This window comes from Desulfobulbaceae bacterium, from assembly GCA_015231515.1.
Lineage (GTDB): Bacteria > Desulfobacterota > Desulfobulbia > Desulfobulbales > VMSU01 > JADGBM01.
The window spans coordinates 1-14,038 of sequence record JADGBM010000082.1; the positions used below are offsets into that span (position 1 = coordinate 1).

The window sequence follows — 14,038 nt, forward strand, 5'->3', positions numbered from 1 at the left end:
TATTTAAGAAGTTTGTCAAAAGTCAAAAGTCAAGAGCGGACTTGACCCCTTTTTTGCTTTTTTGACCCCTTTTTAGAAAAAGTCAAGATAATCCCAAAGCTGTGACACGCACAATCCGGTGAAGCGAGACTCATAACAATTCACCAATTTGGAGACCTAAAAAAAAATAAAAAATAATTTCATTTGAGTATGACTTTGTGATACCGTTTAAGAATCCTCTTTGTAAGAAGCCTATAGTAACAATAATCATTAGAAATAACTTAGAAGGTGAACTATGAACAAGTTGAAATTAAGTGTTAAGATTATCGGTGGTTTTGGCATAATTCTTCTGCTGATGGTTATTGTTAACCTCATATATCAGGTATCGTCATCGAAAACCACCTCAGGGTTCTCTGGCCTTCTTGCTGGAGATGTAGCCACTTACAAACACGCTGCTACAATTGAATCTTCCATGCTGCAGGCACGCAGAAACGAAAAAGATTTTATAATTCGTAAGGAGATGAAGTACCTCGATGCGCATGCCAAGAATATTGACGTACTTGTCAAGAACGCTCTGGCGATCAAGCAGATTAAAGAGGCCGATGGGAAGCAGGAAACAGCTGCGGCGGCAGCAAAAGTTGTTGAATTGGCAAAGGAGTACAGGCAGAATTTTGAGGCGTTAGTGGGAGCCCAAAAGCGTGCAGGTCTCGACGAAGAGTCTGGTCTTCAGGGCCAGTTTCTTGGTGCCGCTCAAACAATAGCTGAAAGCTTGTCGGGATTTAATGTCGATGATGTGCTTATAGCCCTGTTGCAGTTGCGACGCTATGAGAAAGATTACATCCGTACTGAAAAAGAAGAAGAAAAAGAAAAATATATTCAGATCATGGATGCCTTTGAGGCTGTCTTGAACAACAGTACCTGTGAGGCCGAGGCTAAAAAAGATCAGCAGAATTTTTTCAAGAAGTACAAGCGCTGGGCTCAGGAGCATTTTGAGGCAGAAGATAGCGTTTATCGTATGGACATAAACGGTTCTCTGGTGGAACTTGCGCGAAAACTTGAGGCATCCATTGCCTCGGTCAGAGTTCCTGACGCCAGGGCCATGCTTCTTGAAATCAGGAAGAACGAGAAAGATTTTATCATTCGTATGGATCAAAAATATGTAGCATCAACACACGAAGCGGTTGCGGAACTGCGAGACAGGTTTGCCAACAGCGGAATCCTTCAAGAGCATATCGATACGACTGTTGCCGCCTTGGAGGCCTACCAGGTTGCCTTTGATATGATGATTGCCGAGTATGCCGTCATGGAAAAGGCAACTACCGTTATGCGAGATACGGTTCACCAGATAGAGCCGGTCGTTGCCAAGATCATAGCTGAATCCACTCAGGCAACAGATTCGTCTACCATCGAAATCTCTTCAAGGGCAAAGAACTTGTCGAGGCTGGCGGCAATAGCAGGGGCTATCACCTTTCTGATTGGGTTGATTCTTGCTTTTTTTATAAACCGGTCAATAACCGGGCCAATTAATAAAGTGGTTCTGGCCATGATTTCAGGTGCTGAGCAGGTTTTTGCCGCTTCAAGCCAGGTGTTGTCCTCCAGTAAGGTGTTAGCGGACGGTTCCTCAGAACAGGCGGCTGCCATTGAAGAGACTTCAGCCTCTATGGAGGAGATGGCCTCAATGACCAGACAGAATGCCGAGGGCGCCTCCCAGGCCGATATTTTAATGCGTGAATCCTTGAAGATTATTGAAGGAACGGATCAATCAATGGATGAGATGGGAAAGGCAATGGAGAAGATTGCCTCTGCCAGTGAGGATACCTCCAAGATTATCAAGACCATTGATGAAATAGCTTTTCAGACCAATTTACTGGCTTTAAATGCAGCGGTTGAAGCGGCTCGTGCTGGTGAGGCTGGTGCGGGTTTTGCTGTTGTTGCTGATGAGGTCCGCAACTTAGCCATGCGAGCGACTGCGGCGGCAAAAAACACCGCAGGACTCATAGCGGAAACGATCCAGCAGGTTAATTCAGGAAAAGAAATTGTTGTCAAAACTACGGCGGGTTTTAAAAAAGTTGCCGAAAGCAGCGCTAAGGTTGGCAGTCTGGTGGGGGAGATTGCAACCGCATCGCAGGAGCAAGCTCAAGGGTTGACCCAGATAAATCAGGCAATTACGCAGATGGACAACATTACTCAGCAGAACTCAGCAACGGCAGAACAGTCTGCCGCTGCCTCGCAACAGCTTAGCTCTCAGGCTGGGACGATGATGGATGTGGTTAACGATCTGAAAGCCATTGTCGAAGGACAGCCGAGTTCTGTAGGTGTTGTTGGTACAAAAAAAGCGGTGGCAAAAAAGAGTCTGCCTCCGAAAGTGAACTCTGCAACTCAGCTGATTGCAGCTGCGCCAGTGTCAAAAAAAACCAAGTCGAGCCCCCGAGAAGTTATTCCAATGGATGACGACGATACTTTTGAAGACTTTTAGGAGCCGTCCAGAAACAACATGGCTAGTGATTTGAAGGCTCACCGTTTTGAATTGTAAAGTGCTTTTCTACTCTTGCGTGTGCCACCTGAGAAGGGCGGCTATCTTCAGTTGCTGGGTGGAGGTCAGTTTTTGAAATCGAACGCCAACGGTCGTGCGTGCACAGTTTTCATTGTTTTCAGGGCAGTTGACCCACTCAAATTTAATGGGCAGATTGTTGATAACAGTGCCGCCGCGTACAAAAATACTCGTCTTGCATTCTTCTTTAATGCAAGAGGTATCACCGTGATATTCTGCGGAAAATCCGCCCGAACTCATCTCGATAATTGAACCAAGTCCACTCAGCATTGAATCAGCTGAGGCTTCCTCCGCGAAAAGGCTTAACCTATCGTGTTTTCGTCTTTCTGTTCGTAAGGGGGCATTCATTAACTTTCCTCAAATTGTTCTGGTTCGGTATCTTGAATTCTGCAACACAAATTAAGAACATTTTTACAGATAAAAGGATAATTTTAGGTGGTCAAGGCATTTTTAAAAGCGGTTACAGGCTGACTAGCAGTAAACACTAGTAGTAAAAATATAAATACGACAAGAAATGGATGTTTGAAGATAAAGAGGTCGTGGGAATTTTTTTTGAAAAAAATGTGGAAGTTATTGGCGGGTGCTAATAGAGCCAGGAAAATCGCTCCCAAAAATCAGGGAACGATTTAGCAACACACGCTTCACCATGAATTTTAATGCCGGGAACTTTAAGGCCCGCTACGGCAAAACACATGGCAATACGGTGGTCTTCATGGGTCTTAATCTCTGCTCCATGGAGTTTCGTGGGGTCGCCGCAGCCTTCTATTACCAGTGTATCTTCGAGTTCTTTGGTAACAACCCCAAGTTTAGCCAGTTCTGTAGCCATGACGTGCAGCCGGTCGCATTCTTTAATACGTAAATGAGCAATATTCTTGATGACAGTTGTTCCTGTTGCAAAAGAGGCTACGACGGCAAGCGTGGGAGCCACATCAGGGCAATCAGCCATATCGACTTCAATGCCTTTCAGTTCTTTTGGGCCTGTTACTGTAATTCCAGAGGATGATTTAACCACCTTGCACCCCATATCGGCCAGCATATCCACCAGCACCGCATCACCTTGCAAGGATGGATCGGGGACGTTTTTCACGGTGACACGACCACCGGTGATTGCAGCCGCAGCCCAGAAATAGGAGGCACTGGAGGCGTCACCTTCAACGTGATAGGTGTGTGCTTTGTAAGTTGCCTGGGGAATTGAAAAGCTGTTGAGATTTGGATCTGCCGCAACTTTTACGCCAAAAGAGTTCATGACTGCGAGGGTCATTTGGACATACGGTTTCGAAAAAACCTCGCCCAGAACCTCAAGTTGAGCCGGGTGGGCAGCATAAGGTGCTACGAGCAGCAAGGAAGAGAGGTACTGGCTGCTTTTTCCTTCAGGAAGCACAGTCTTGCCGCCGTAAATGCCCCGTGCCGCAACTGCCAGAGGGGGGCAGCCGGTGCCCTTGATGCTTTTAATGGTAACCCCCCAGCCCCTTAGGGCCTCCATTAATGGACGGATGGGGCGTTCTTCCATGCGAGGGCCGCCAGTAATTGAAAAATCACCATTTCCCAGGGCCGCTACAGAGGTAAGAAAGCGGGTGGCGGTGCCATTGTTCCCTAAAAAGATTGCCTGGACAGGGGTGGCGATTGTGCCACCTTTTCCTGCCACCTGCCAAACCTCCTTTGAACTGTCGACCGTGATGCCCATGGCCTTGAGAGCCTGACTGGTATAGTGGGTGTCCTCGCTGGTGAGCGGGCCGACTAGTTTTGAGTTGCCGTCCGCCAGGGCAGCGGCGATGAGGGCACGTTGAGTCAGGCTTTTCGAGCCTGGTACCGTGATGTCACAATCAATAGTGGCGAGTGGGGTTATCTCTTTCATTGTAGTTGGTCTGTGCAGTTAGCTAATTCAGTTTAAAGCAAGTATTTGAGTAAGGTCATGCTGATTGGATAGCGTTTAATAGTTGTTTTCTCATTACCTCAATCGGCGCAGCAAGGCCAGTCCAGAGCTCAAACTGATGAGCACCCTGGTAGAGGAGCATCTCTGTGCCGTTGATAGTTTTGCATCCGACCAGTTTTGAGTCGCGCAGAAGTTTTGTTTGTAACGGGGCGTAAACAATGTCCATCACAATGCTAAAATTGACCAGTACCTTTTTGTCTATTGGTGACAGGTCATGATTAGGCCGCATGCCGACTGAAGTGGCGTTAATAAGGATATCTGCCTGAACGTTGCCGGCCTCACTTAAGGGTAGCCAGGGACAGTTAAGTGCCTTGGCCAAACTTTGGCCGGAGGACGCTGTACGGCTGGCAATCGTCACCTGGGCCCGATTTTCCAATAAGCCAAAACCAATGGCCCTGGCAGAGCCTCCTGCACCGAGAATAAGAACTGATTTTCCCGGAAGTTCAGCAACCTGTTGCAGAGCTCTGTTTGCACCCTGCCAATCGGTATTGAAGCCGGAGATGCGATTGTCAATTATTTGTAACGTGTTGACGGCACCTATGTTTTTTGCGACCGGATCGATGGTGTCAAGATACGGGATTACTGCCTGTTTATGAGGGATTGTGACGCTGACCCCCTTTATGTTTAGAGCTTTAAAGCCATACATTGCCGAGGCGACATCCTGAACGGGAAAGGGGACATAGGCACAGTTCAACCCAAGTTCTGCAAAGGCGGCATTGTGCATGGCAGGGCTTAAACTATGGGTAACCGGGTTGCCCATTATTCCATAAATATGAGTTGCGCCGTTAATTGCCATGCATCAGCCTGTGAATGGTTTTAAGGGCGTGAAGTTCGAGCTGGCCTGGAGCGGTTCCCAAAGATCTGTCTGCTGCGGCATAGGTCATATAGCCGCCAAGCTCAGTTGTTGCGACACGGCTGACGATGCCTGGAGCCCCCATGCAGAAGGCAATGAGTGGAAAGCCCAGTTCGCTGGCTTCGACCAGGAGATTCAGAACCCGCAAAACATCATGGGGGGCAGTTGCCATGGTGATAATTTTACCAATTCGAGCACCCGTCTTATACTGATCCTGCAGAATTGAACGTAAGGCCTGCATGGAGGGGGTAGATGAAAAGCTATGCCACGAGACAATTGTCTGCGTGTTTTTATTATGTGCCTCTTTGATGAGTTCCTTCTGAAGAGCTGCCTCTGTTTTTAACTCAATGTCGATAAACGCTGCACCGGAAGCAACAGCTTGGTACAGAAAATCAAGACGTTCTTCTTCGCTGCCGCTAAAGCTTCCACCCTCCCATTGGGCGCGGTTGGTAAAGAGCAGCGGGGCTGTGATGGCTTCGATGAATGGCACAACTTCCGGTGTGTGAAGCGCATCAAGCCTGATCTCTATAACGTCGGCCTCTGCCTCCGCTGTTTTTGCAAGACGGATAGCCTCTGTGGTGGTCTCAGCGGCAACAGCAACACAAACTTTGCCGGAAGTTGGATCTGTTTTCATAGGTATGCAATAACTTTATGGTTGGCTAAGCATGAATTAAGGTGTTGGCCAAACTATTCTATACTGTCTACGATGTCAATAAGAGAGGATGTCTTAGTGCGAATAAGAGATGTTGTTGCCAAAAAATTGTCTCTGTCTAACGATATCTTTTTCCAGAGATTATTCTTGACATTTAATCTGGCCTTGTTGGATAATCTACTTGTTGTTATCCGTTATCCAGAAAAGTTGTTATTAAATAAGTTACCTATAGATATCGCGGGAGAATCCCAATGGCTGATAAGATTGACTTTCGAGTTGCTCATCTAAAAATTACAGACCATCTTATTTTGGGTGTAACGCAGGATAAAGTCAAAAAAGGTGCTGAAGAGTTTAAATATTTAAACCTACACAGCAATCCTATGATGAGCTGGCAGCAAGTAGCCGGGGCCTTGACTGGAGGTTCTGTTGATGCAGCGTTTGTTCTAGCACCCACGGCCATGGATCTCTACAAGGCCGGATTTAAAGGGAAGTTGATCTTGTTTACCCATAAATCAGGCAGTGTGTTGGTTAAAAATAAAAGGGCCAACATTGAAACAATAAACGATTTCAAGGGGAAGGTGGTCATTATCCCATATCAGCTCTCCGTCCATAATATGCTGCTTCATAAGCTCTGCACAGAGGCAGGCCTGGAGCCTGGTGCTGGAAAGGATGTGCTGCTTGAGGTTATGGCGCCTGGTCAGATGGTAGAAGCCTTGCAATATGATGAAGATGGTGAGATTGCTGGTTTTATCGTTGCTGAGCCTTTTGCCTCCCAAGCTGTGTCCGAAGGGTATGGAGAAGAGTTCAGCCTCTCTAAGGATATCTGGCCCGAGCACCCCTGCTGTGTTTTAGTTGTGAGTGATGCGGTGATTGAGAACAACCCTGATGCCGTTCATGAGCTGACCAACAGCCTGGTTAAGTCCGGCAAGTTTATCGATACGTCGACGACAACAGCCGCCCGGATTGGTGCCGATTTTCTGGGTCAGAAAACCGAGGTAATTAAACGTGTTTTGACCGAACCGCAGGATAGAATTACTACTGCCAACCTGTTTCCAGTGCTTGATGATTTGGCCAAGATCCAAGATTATATGCACGGTGAGATGGGGATAATGAAGGATAAGATTGACCTTGAGGCCTTTGTCGATACCCGTTTTGCCGAGGCGGCAAAGGCGACCTGATTATATTTGAGGCAAGTATACGGAATATGGCCCACTGAAGTACGTCGGCTTTAAGGCTGACAGCCTCCTCGGGCGGCTACAATGTTTTGAGCAATACGACAGAATGACAGCTGATCCCCTCCTCTCTGCCCGTAAATCCCATTTTCTCCGTGGTGGTTGCCTTCACATTAATTGCTGATGGCGGTGCCTTGCAGACTCGGCATAGATTTTTTTTCATTGCCTCGATGTGTGGTCCAATCTTAGGTTGCTGAGCAACAACGGTAATATCTGCGTTGCTAAGCTCGAAGTTGTTTTTATGGCAAAGATCCATGACAGCCCTTAAGAGTTTCAGGCTGTCAGCCCCTTTGTACTGCTCGTCGGTATCGGGAAAGTGGCGGCCTATATCACCCTCGCCAAGGGCCCCAAGAATTCCATCACATAAGGCGTGTACGAGAACGTCGGCATCAGAGTGGCCGAGCAGTCCTGTTGGGTGAGGTATTGTTACACCACCTAAGATCAAGGGTCTACCTTGGACTAGTCGGTGGGCGTCGTAGCCGTGGCCGATACGGAGTGCAGAGCCGGGGGCCGGGTTTTGTGAGTTCAGGATCGCCTCTGCCATTTGGATGTCCTCGGGGAGGGTTATTTTAATATTGGTCTCCGAGCCTTCAATTAATCTGACAGGGCAGTCGATCAACTCAAGAAGTGACGCTTCGTCTGTGCCGGAAAACCCAAGTTCGGTGGCTTTTTGGTAGGCCGCTTTCAGTAGGGAGAGCTTGGCGATTTGCGGAGTCTGCGCTCGCCAGAGCTGGTTGCGCTCAACTGTGTTCGCGATAATTCCGGCCTCAGAGGAGTGCTTAAGCGTGTCCTTAACAGGAACGGCAGTAATAGCTGCCCCAAAGGTATAGGCGGCCTGCAGGCATTGTTCGATACTTTGGTGGGAGATAAGAGGCCGTACACCGTCATGCACGGCAACATGTGAAATAGTGGACTTGACCGCATTAAGACCATTGCCAACCGAGTCCTGGCGCGTAGGGCCGCCGCTGACCAGCTCAAGGCAGGAGTCGAGTTGATACTCAGATAAAAGCTTTCGGGTTTGTTCGAGATGTTCGATTGGAGCGACAAGTATGACTTGGTCAAACAGTTGGGTCTCGAGAAAGGCTTTGAGGGTGTGAATGATAATCGGGCAATTGTGGATAGTCAGGTATTGCTTGGGGTTATTGCTGCCCATTCGGCGGCCAACCCCCCCTGCTGTAATGATGGCTGCTGTAGAAAGTGTTTGGGTCATCGTCTAAAAATTCTTAAACCCCGCGGAAATAGATAAAAAAAGGAGTGGGCTATAAGCCGAATTCTGTACCTCAAATTGAGGCCATGGTCATTTATCTAGGACGACAGTCGCCTGGCGCCTCGTGCAATCTACCCGGAAACATTGAGCGAGCAGCTCTTAAGCGTTTCCCTATTTGATCTTGCTCCAGGAGGGGTTTGCCATGCCTTTTATGTCGCCATAAAAGCGGTGAGCTCTTACCTCGCCATTTCACCCTTACCTCGCTTAAAGCGAGGCGGTATATTTTCTGTGGCACTTTCCTTAGGGTTGCCCCCAGTTCGCGTTACGAACCACCTTGCTCTATGGAGTTCGGACTTTCCTCTATTTCCAAGAAGGAAACAGCGACCATGCGCCCACTCCTAAGGCGACGAAACCGGAATGAACAAGCATCAATTGGTTGTTGATACTTACCGGTTACAATTTAAGGAACTACTCTTCATCTGATTCGTCAGCGGGCAGATGAAACATCATTCTGTTACAGGTTGGACACGAAAGAATCTCTTCTTCCCGCAGCAGTTCATTGAACATCTGTGGGGGAATGTTCATGTTGCAGCCGCAGCAAACACCGTTTGTAACGCCTGCCACTGCGAGACCGTTACGTTTTTCTCGCAGTTTTTCGTAATGTTTAAGGTGCTTGCTTTTCACCTTCAGGGCTTTGGCGTCGCGTGTGCTCTGGATTTTTTTCTTATCCGTCTCAAGCTTTGCCGTAACTTTTTTAATCTTTTTGGTTTCGGTTTCAAGGATTTCTTCGTTTTCTGCGCAAGCGGCATTGAGTTGTTTAATTTTGTTTTTTACTGAATCAAACTGTTCAAGCAGAAGGACTAACTCGTCTTCTCGTTGTTTATTGGCAGCTTTGGTATCTTCGATTTCCTTCAGGATGCTCTGGTATTCCCGATTTGTCTGGATGTTCATTAATTTTGTCTGACGATCTTTAATGCGCTCTTGTTCGTCCTCAATCAAGGCTTCAAGCTCTCGTTGTCTTTTTTCGCCAAGTTCAAGCTGCTCCTCGTATTCGGTTACGGCAATTTTATCCTTTTCAATTTCAGCACGTTTCGCGTCAAGATCGCCATATCCTTTAGCCATTTCTATGTCAATTTTCTGTACGTCAAGGTCAATGGCTTGCAGGTTCATCAGATTTTTGATTTCGTCATTCAATGCTTATACCTCCGTCGAGTAAGGAATGTTTACTCAAGTTATGTGTTAGTTAGAGTCAACTATATAATAAGAAAAGGGATTGTCCTGTTCTTGAGCTACAAGGGTATTTATTGCAATATCACGGTCAGCCAGGTGTTTTTGTAAAATTGTGGCAAATGCTTCTGTGATACAGTTTTCGGTTGCGTAATGACCCGCATCGACAATGCAAAAGTTTGCCTCTTCCGCCCAGCGAGCAGTACTGTGTTTGACTTCACCGGTGATGTATATCTGGGCTCCAGCAGCAAAGGCTTTCTCTGCTAAATCGGAGCCGGATCCTCCGCATACGGCTATTGTACGAATCCCTGTCGGCAACTGGCCTGCGATTTTGACGGCTGGGATTTTGAGAGTGTTACAGAGGGAGTTAAGAAAAAATTCGGGGGAGAGTTCATTTTCGAGTTGACCGAGCTGGCCAAAGCCAATCTCAGGATCTTCTTTTTGTCCGGAGGAAACGAGAGTTTGCAGGGTTACGGCACCAAGCTTTCTGGCCAGAATTTCACTGACTCCGTTTTTCACAACGTCGAGGTTGGTGTGGCAACCGATAACTGCAATTTTGCGATTAAGTGACTTAGCAATAAAGGCGCCATTCGGGGTGTCTGTCCGGATGCTGGTCAAAGGTTTGAAGATGGCTGGGTGGTGGGTGATGACAAGATTGGCGCCTGACTGTATAGCCTCATCAAGAAGCTGGCTCGTAGGGTCCAGCCCAATTAGAATCCCTGTCACTTCCATGCCTGGATCGCCAATGAGAAGCCCAACGTTGTCCCAGTTTTCAGCATACGAGAAAGGAGCTATTGAGTTAATGATATCAATGATCGGTTTTAGTGTTGTTTGGTTACTCACGTGCGCAACAGGTTGAAATTATTAAAATAAAAAAGGTGTAACCTTGTTTGGTTACACCTTTTGGATTTTGGCCTTTATTGCTGATAGCCGACTGAACTCTTTTTTGTGCAGAGCAATGTCAATTTGCATCACTGCCTTAACTCGTATATGACTAATTTGTGCTGTCGAATGTCTTATTGGTGGGCCCACCTGGACTCGAACCAGGGACCTACCGGTTATGAGCCGGTGGCTCTAGCCAACTGAGCTATAGGCCCAACTTGCGTCAGTTAAGCGACATAAGATGAACGAAAATGTGTCTAATGTCAAGAAAATAAAATGCACTGCGAGAGAAATGTGCAGAGGTTATTGTTGGGACGCAGCTACGGAACAGGCAATCGGTGTTATTTTATATAAAGAACCCAACTTTCCGGGGTGGCATAACCCGTTGTTGTTTCGTGATTATTATCGCGTAGGTTGGGTTGATTTTATTTCATACTGCCAAGTTTGTTGGGTTTGAGGTGCTGGGAAATCAGTAAATAGTCTGTATTTCCTCAAACCCAACAATTCCGGTGGCCATTGAAATGTAACCCAACCTACGAAAAATACCATTAAGTGCATACAATACATTAACCCGGAAAGTTGAGTAAAGAACCAAAGCTCGCATGAAGTGCGCTAATTTATATCTCCTGTTTAAGCAGGCAGCAGGAGATTCTGTGGCGTGCGGAACCATCGGGGAGATAGTCGATACTGCCGGGTTGAAGTAATTTGTTGATTACACAGCCCTCCGGAATGGAAAGGGAAAAAAGGTTCTTTTCCGTGATTCCTTCATGGAGTGTAAGTTTATTGTTACGAATTTCATATGAGTGGAGCGGGAAATCTTCACAGAGTGGACATGTATAGACTCGACCGTTTGGGAAAATAAAAAAGTTTTCGGCAACTGTCCCGGCGCACTGGAAAATTTCGTCAGGATCTAAAAACACCTTCGGATAGATGACGTGCATTCCAAGGGCAGCGGCATGTTCTGCAACAGCTGGAACTGTTTCAATCCACTGCTCGTGTGTGATCTGCAGGTTTGGTGAGGGTGACGCCGTCTGGGTAGTCGCTGACTTGCCGCGTAGCCCGATAACTTGAATGAAAAAATGACGGCAGCCTAATTTGTGCAATAAGGCCGGCATATCTTTGAGGTGATTAATGTTTAACGAACTGACAGTATAGATGACACTTGTTTCAAAGCCCGCTGCTACTGCTTTTTGCAGGTTTTCAGTGCAGGTGGCAAAAACATTTTCGCCGCGGATCGGGTCGTTAATCTCAGCTCGGGGTCCGTCAAGGCTGAAACTGATTACGGCATCATCTGAATCTATTTTTGAAAGCAGATCGTTATGAAGAAAGCCGTTTGTGTCGATGGTAATAGTTTGGTAGCCAATTTTTTTGGCACTTTTAACTGCCGCTGGCAGGTCAGGATGCAGAGTGGGTTCACCACCAAGGAAGATGACGTTGCTCTGGCTGTTTTTGCGATAAAAAAGTTTCAGCCAGTCGGTTATTGTGGCAATGTCAAGGGTGTTGCTGCCGTGTTGTTTGGTGTTGATATAACAATGGCGACATGACAGGTTGCAGGCGGTCAGGAGGTGAAGAAATATATTTCTCTCGTTTGGCTGAAAGGCCAGGGTGCGTGCTTTAAGTTGTGTGCTCATTGTTTCAGTGTGTATGTGGCTAATAACGTACCGTTGAGGTATTGTTGGTTGGAGGAAAAAAACTGTTTGAAAAGAGCCAGGCTTTGTTCCCGTAAAACCTTGCCGTGGATATAAACAGGTGCCTGGCTGTATAGTGGAGCAAGTTTTGCCAGCGGCAGGTTGGTGCCGCCGCCCATAACATCTTCATAGGCAAAAACGAAATTGTGTATGCCATTGACCAGCAAGGTCGAAAAGCACATCAGGCAGGGTTCCATGGTTGAGTAGACGGTGAGTTGGCTGCGGTCGGTCTCTGGGGCGTCTGCAAGTAATTGTCGTAAAGCGAGCACTGGCTCTTTGCCCGGCAGACTCTCTGCTCTTTCGGCGCCTGCCTCTGGCAACGACCTTGTTTTCGTGGACGATGACACAGCCAACCGGAAATTCTCCGGCATCCAGAGCGGCTTGGGCCTGAGTCAGGGCCTCTTCCATAAAATGTTCATGCTGCATAGGACAGCTTCCGCATCAGAGGGTTGGGGTAGCGCTACTTTACGCAGTTAAGGTAAAGAATAGCTTGCGATTGCACTCAAGACAACGTATTTTTGTTTTCGTTGTCGTAAACGGGGTAATTATAATGTTGATTCGTGAGAAAATAGAAGCCGCAGAACGGAAGATTTTATCTCGCCATGCATGCCTCAGCTCTGAAAGCAGGGGAAGGATTCGCGACGAACCCCCTTGCTCCATCCGCACTGTCTTTCAGCGGGATAGGGATCGTATAGTCTATTCCAAGGCATTTCGTCGTTTGAAGTATAAAACACAGGTCTTCCTTGCTCCTTCTGGTGATCATTATCGAACCCGGCTGACTCATACCTTGGAAGTTTCTGAGATTGGTCGTGTTCTGGCCCGTGGTCTCGGCTTAAATGAGGATCTGGTTGAGGCCATTGCTCTGGGGCACGACTTAGGACATACACCTTTTGGTCATGCCGGAGAAACCGTTTTGAACGAACTCACGCCAGGCGGGTTTTCTCACTACAAACAGAGTCTCAGGGTTGTTGATGTCCTGGAAAACGATGGCTGTGGTCTTAACCTGAGCTACGAGGTTCGTGACGGCATAGCAAAACACTCTAAGGGTTACGGTGAGGTTATTCCTTCCAATAGCCACGATATGCCCGAGACTGCCGAGGGTTGTGTTGTTCGGTATGCAGACATTATTGCCTATTTAAGTCATGATCTCGATGATGCAATTCGAAGCGGAATTATCGGGGAGAGTGACATCCCGCCTAACTGCCAGGAGGTTCTCGGTAAAACTCACTCAAAACGAAACATTACCATGATTGGGGGAGTTATTAGTGGAACTCGGGCGGGTGGGAAAAAACTGGTTTTTGGGGTGTCTCCGGCGATTGGTGACACCATGCAGGAGTTGCGTAAATTCTTGTTTCATAATGTCTATCGGTCAGATAAAGTGCATGCCGAGTTTGTTAAGGCCTCAAAGATGCTTCGGGAGTTGTTTCTCTATTTCCTTGAAGATAAAGGGGCGTTGGAGCGCGAGGCCAATGGTTTTGCAGCCAGTGCTTCACATGGCAGACGGGTGAGTGATTATCTGGCCAGCATGACAGACCGTTTTGCCCAGGAGATGTATCAGAGGATTCTTTTGCCCAAGCGGCCATTGTGAGATTCTTGGTGAAGTTGATAATAAGAAGTGCGGCTCTCAGTCAAAGGTTCAGGGCGGCACAGTAGATTTTTGGAGAAAATGATGTCTGAGGAACTGAAGTTTTTGCCATTTGGGCAAGCGAAAAAATTGGTTGGTAATGTTATAGAGGAAGAACATCTGCGTGAAAATAATCGGCGGGTGTTGACGGTGTACGACCATAATGGCAAGGACCTCTGCTGGTTTGATGCAGAAGAGGTGATGGCTGCT

12 protein-coding genes, 1 tRNA gene, 1 other RNA gene and 1 pseudogene are annotated in these 14,038 nt (G+C 47.3%); 4 read left to right on the forward strand and 11 right to left on the reverse strand.

What is annotated here, in order from left to right; genetic code table 11:
- The first annotated feature begins 274 nt into the window (after window positions 1–274).
- Window positions 275–2,455: a hypothetical protein gene (locus HQK80_11885; protein MBF0222909.1), complete on the forward strand. Its 2,181-nt coding sequence runs from the start codon at window positions 275–277 to the stop codon at window positions 2,453–2,455.
- Window positions 2,456–2,521: 66 nt separating this feature from the next.
- Here the strand turns inward: HQK80_11885 and HQK80_11890 are convergent, their stop codons facing one another.
- From HQK80_11890 to aroD, 4 genes are all read right to left on the reverse strand, one after another.
- Window positions 2,522–2,878, reverse strand: a complete 357-nt coding sequence (locus tag HQK80_11890; protein ID MBF0222910.1) for a hypothetical protein — start codon at window positions 2,876–2,878, stop codon at window positions 2,522–2,524.
- A 235-nt stretch (window positions 2,879–3,113) separates the two neighbouring features.
- Window positions 3,114–4,385 (reverse strand): 3-phosphoshikimate 1-carboxyvinyltransferase, encoded by a 1,272-nt coding sequence (aroA, locus tag HQK80_11895; protein MBF0222911.1) that lies wholly within the window; start codon window positions 4,383–4,385, stop codon window positions 3,114–3,116.
- 55 nt (window positions 4,386–4,440) lie between these two features.
- A complete protein-coding gene (locus tag HQK80_11900; GenBank protein ID MBF0222912.1) occupies window positions 4,441–5,259 on the reverse strand; it encodes a shikimate dehydrogenase in 819 nt (272 codons plus the stop codon).
- The gene (gene aroD / locus HQK80_11905; GenBank protein MBF0222913.1) at window positions 5,249–5,950 is read right to left on the reverse strand and encodes a type I 3-dehydroquinate dehydratase; all 702 of its coding nucleotides are present in this window, start codon (window positions 5,948–5,950) and stop codon (window positions 5,249–5,251) included. The genes HQK80_11900 and aroD overlap by 11 nt, the downstream gene beginning before the upstream one ends.
- Window positions 5,951–6,219: 269 nt before the next feature.
- Between aroD and HQK80_11910 the strand changes: the two genes are divergently transcribed.
- Window positions 6,220–7,146 carry an ABC transporter substrate-binding protein gene (locus HQK80_11910; protein ID MBF0222914.1) on the forward strand — a complete coding sequence of 309 codons (927 nt, stop codon included), beginning with the start codon at window positions 6,220–6,222 and terminating at the stop codon, window positions 7,144–7,146.
- A gap of 76 nt (window positions 7,147–7,222) precedes the next feature.
- Here the strand turns inward: HQK80_11910 and HQK80_11915 are convergent, their stop codons facing one another.
- The 7 genes and pseudogenes from HQK80_11915 to HQK80_11945 form a co-directional block, all read right to left on the reverse strand.
- On the reverse strand, window positions 7,223–8,410 hold the full coding sequence (locus HQK80_11915; protein MBF0222915.1) for a 2-C-methyl-D-erythritol 2,4-cyclodiphosphate synthase: 1,188 nt from the start codon (window positions 8,408–8,410) through the stop codon (window positions 7,223–7,225).
- 36 nt (window positions 8,411–8,446) lie between these two features.
- Window positions 8,447–8,807: RNase P RNA component class A (gene rnpB / locus HQK80_11920), an RNA gene on the reverse strand.
- 68 nt (window positions 8,808–8,875) lie between these two features.
- Window positions 8,876–9,601: a hypothetical protein gene (locus HQK80_11925; protein MBF0222916.1), complete on the reverse strand. Its 726-nt coding sequence runs from the start codon at window positions 9,599–9,601 to the stop codon at window positions 8,876–8,878.
- A 45-nt stretch (window positions 9,602–9,646) separates the two neighbouring features.
- Window positions 9,647–10,477 (reverse strand): Nif3-like dinuclear metal center hexameric protein, encoded by an 831-nt coding sequence (locus tag HQK80_11930; protein ID MBF0222917.1) that lies wholly within the window; start codon window positions 10,475–10,477, stop codon window positions 9,647–9,649.
- 177 nt (window positions 10,478–10,654) lie between these two features.
- Window positions 10,655–10,731, reverse strand: a tRNA-Ile gene (locus HQK80_11935).
- Window positions 10,732–11,133: 402 nt separating this feature from the next.
- A complete protein-coding gene (locus tag HQK80_11940; GenBank protein ID MBF0222918.1) occupies window positions 11,134–12,147 on the reverse strand; it encodes a radical SAM protein in 1,014 nt (337 codons plus the stop codon).
- Window positions 12,144–12,630, reverse strand: a pseudogene (locus tag HQK80_11945) (nucleoside deaminase). Before HQK80_11945 ends, HQK80_11940 begins: the two are co-directional and overlap by 4 nt.
- A gap of 124 nt (window positions 12,631–12,754) precedes the next feature.
- Here HQK80_11945 and HQK80_11950 point away from each other — a divergent pair.
- On the forward strand, window positions 12,755–13,792 hold the full coding sequence (locus tag HQK80_11950) for a deoxyguanosinetriphosphate triphosphohydrolase (protein MBF0222919.1): 1,038 nt from the start codon (window positions 12,755–12,757) through the stop codon (window positions 13,790–13,792).
- 81 nt (window positions 13,793–13,873) lie between these two features.
- A partial coding sequence (locus HQK80_11955; protein MBF0222920.1) for a hypothetical protein occupies window positions 13,874–14,038 on the forward strand: 165 nt, incomplete at its 3' end.

What these genes read in the sequence shown, in the direction of transcription:
- HQK80_11885 (MBF0222909.1), top strand. Translation starts at nt 275, where the DNA reads ATGAACAAGTTGAAATTAAGTGTTAAGATTATCGGTGGTTTTGGCATA.
- HQK80_11890 (MBF0222910.1), bottom strand. Translation starts at nt 2,878, where the DNA reads ATGAATGCCCCCTTACGAACAGAAAGACGAAAACACGATAGGTTAAGC.
- aroA (MBF0222911.1), bottom strand. Translation starts at nt 4,385, where the DNA reads ATGAAAGAGATAACCCCACTCGCCACTATTGATTGTGACATCACGGTA.
- HQK80_11900 (MBF0222912.1), bottom strand. Translation starts at nt 5,259, where the DNA reads ATGGCAATTAACGGCGCAACTCATATTTATGGAATAATGGGCAACCCG.
- aroD (MBF0222913.1), bottom strand. Translation starts at nt 5,950, where the DNA reads ATGAAAACAGATCCAACTTCCGGCAAAGTTTGTGTTGCTGTTGCCGCT.
- HQK80_11910 (MBF0222914.1), top strand. Translation starts at nt 6,220, where the DNA reads ATGGCTGATAAGATTGACTTTCGAGTTGCTCATCTAAAAATTACAGAC.
- HQK80_11915 (MBF0222915.1), bottom strand. Translation starts at nt 8,410, where the DNA reads ATGACCCAAACACTTTCTACAGCAGCCATCATTACAGCAGGGGGGGTT.
- HQK80_11940 (MBF0222918.1), bottom strand. Translation starts at nt 12,147, where the DNA reads ATGAGCACACAACTTAAAGCACGCACCCTGGCCTTTCAGCCAAACGAG.
- HQK80_11950 (MBF0222919.1), top strand. Translation starts at nt 12,755, where the DNA reads ATGTTGATTCGTGAGAAAATAGAAGCCGCAGAACGGAAGATTTTATCT.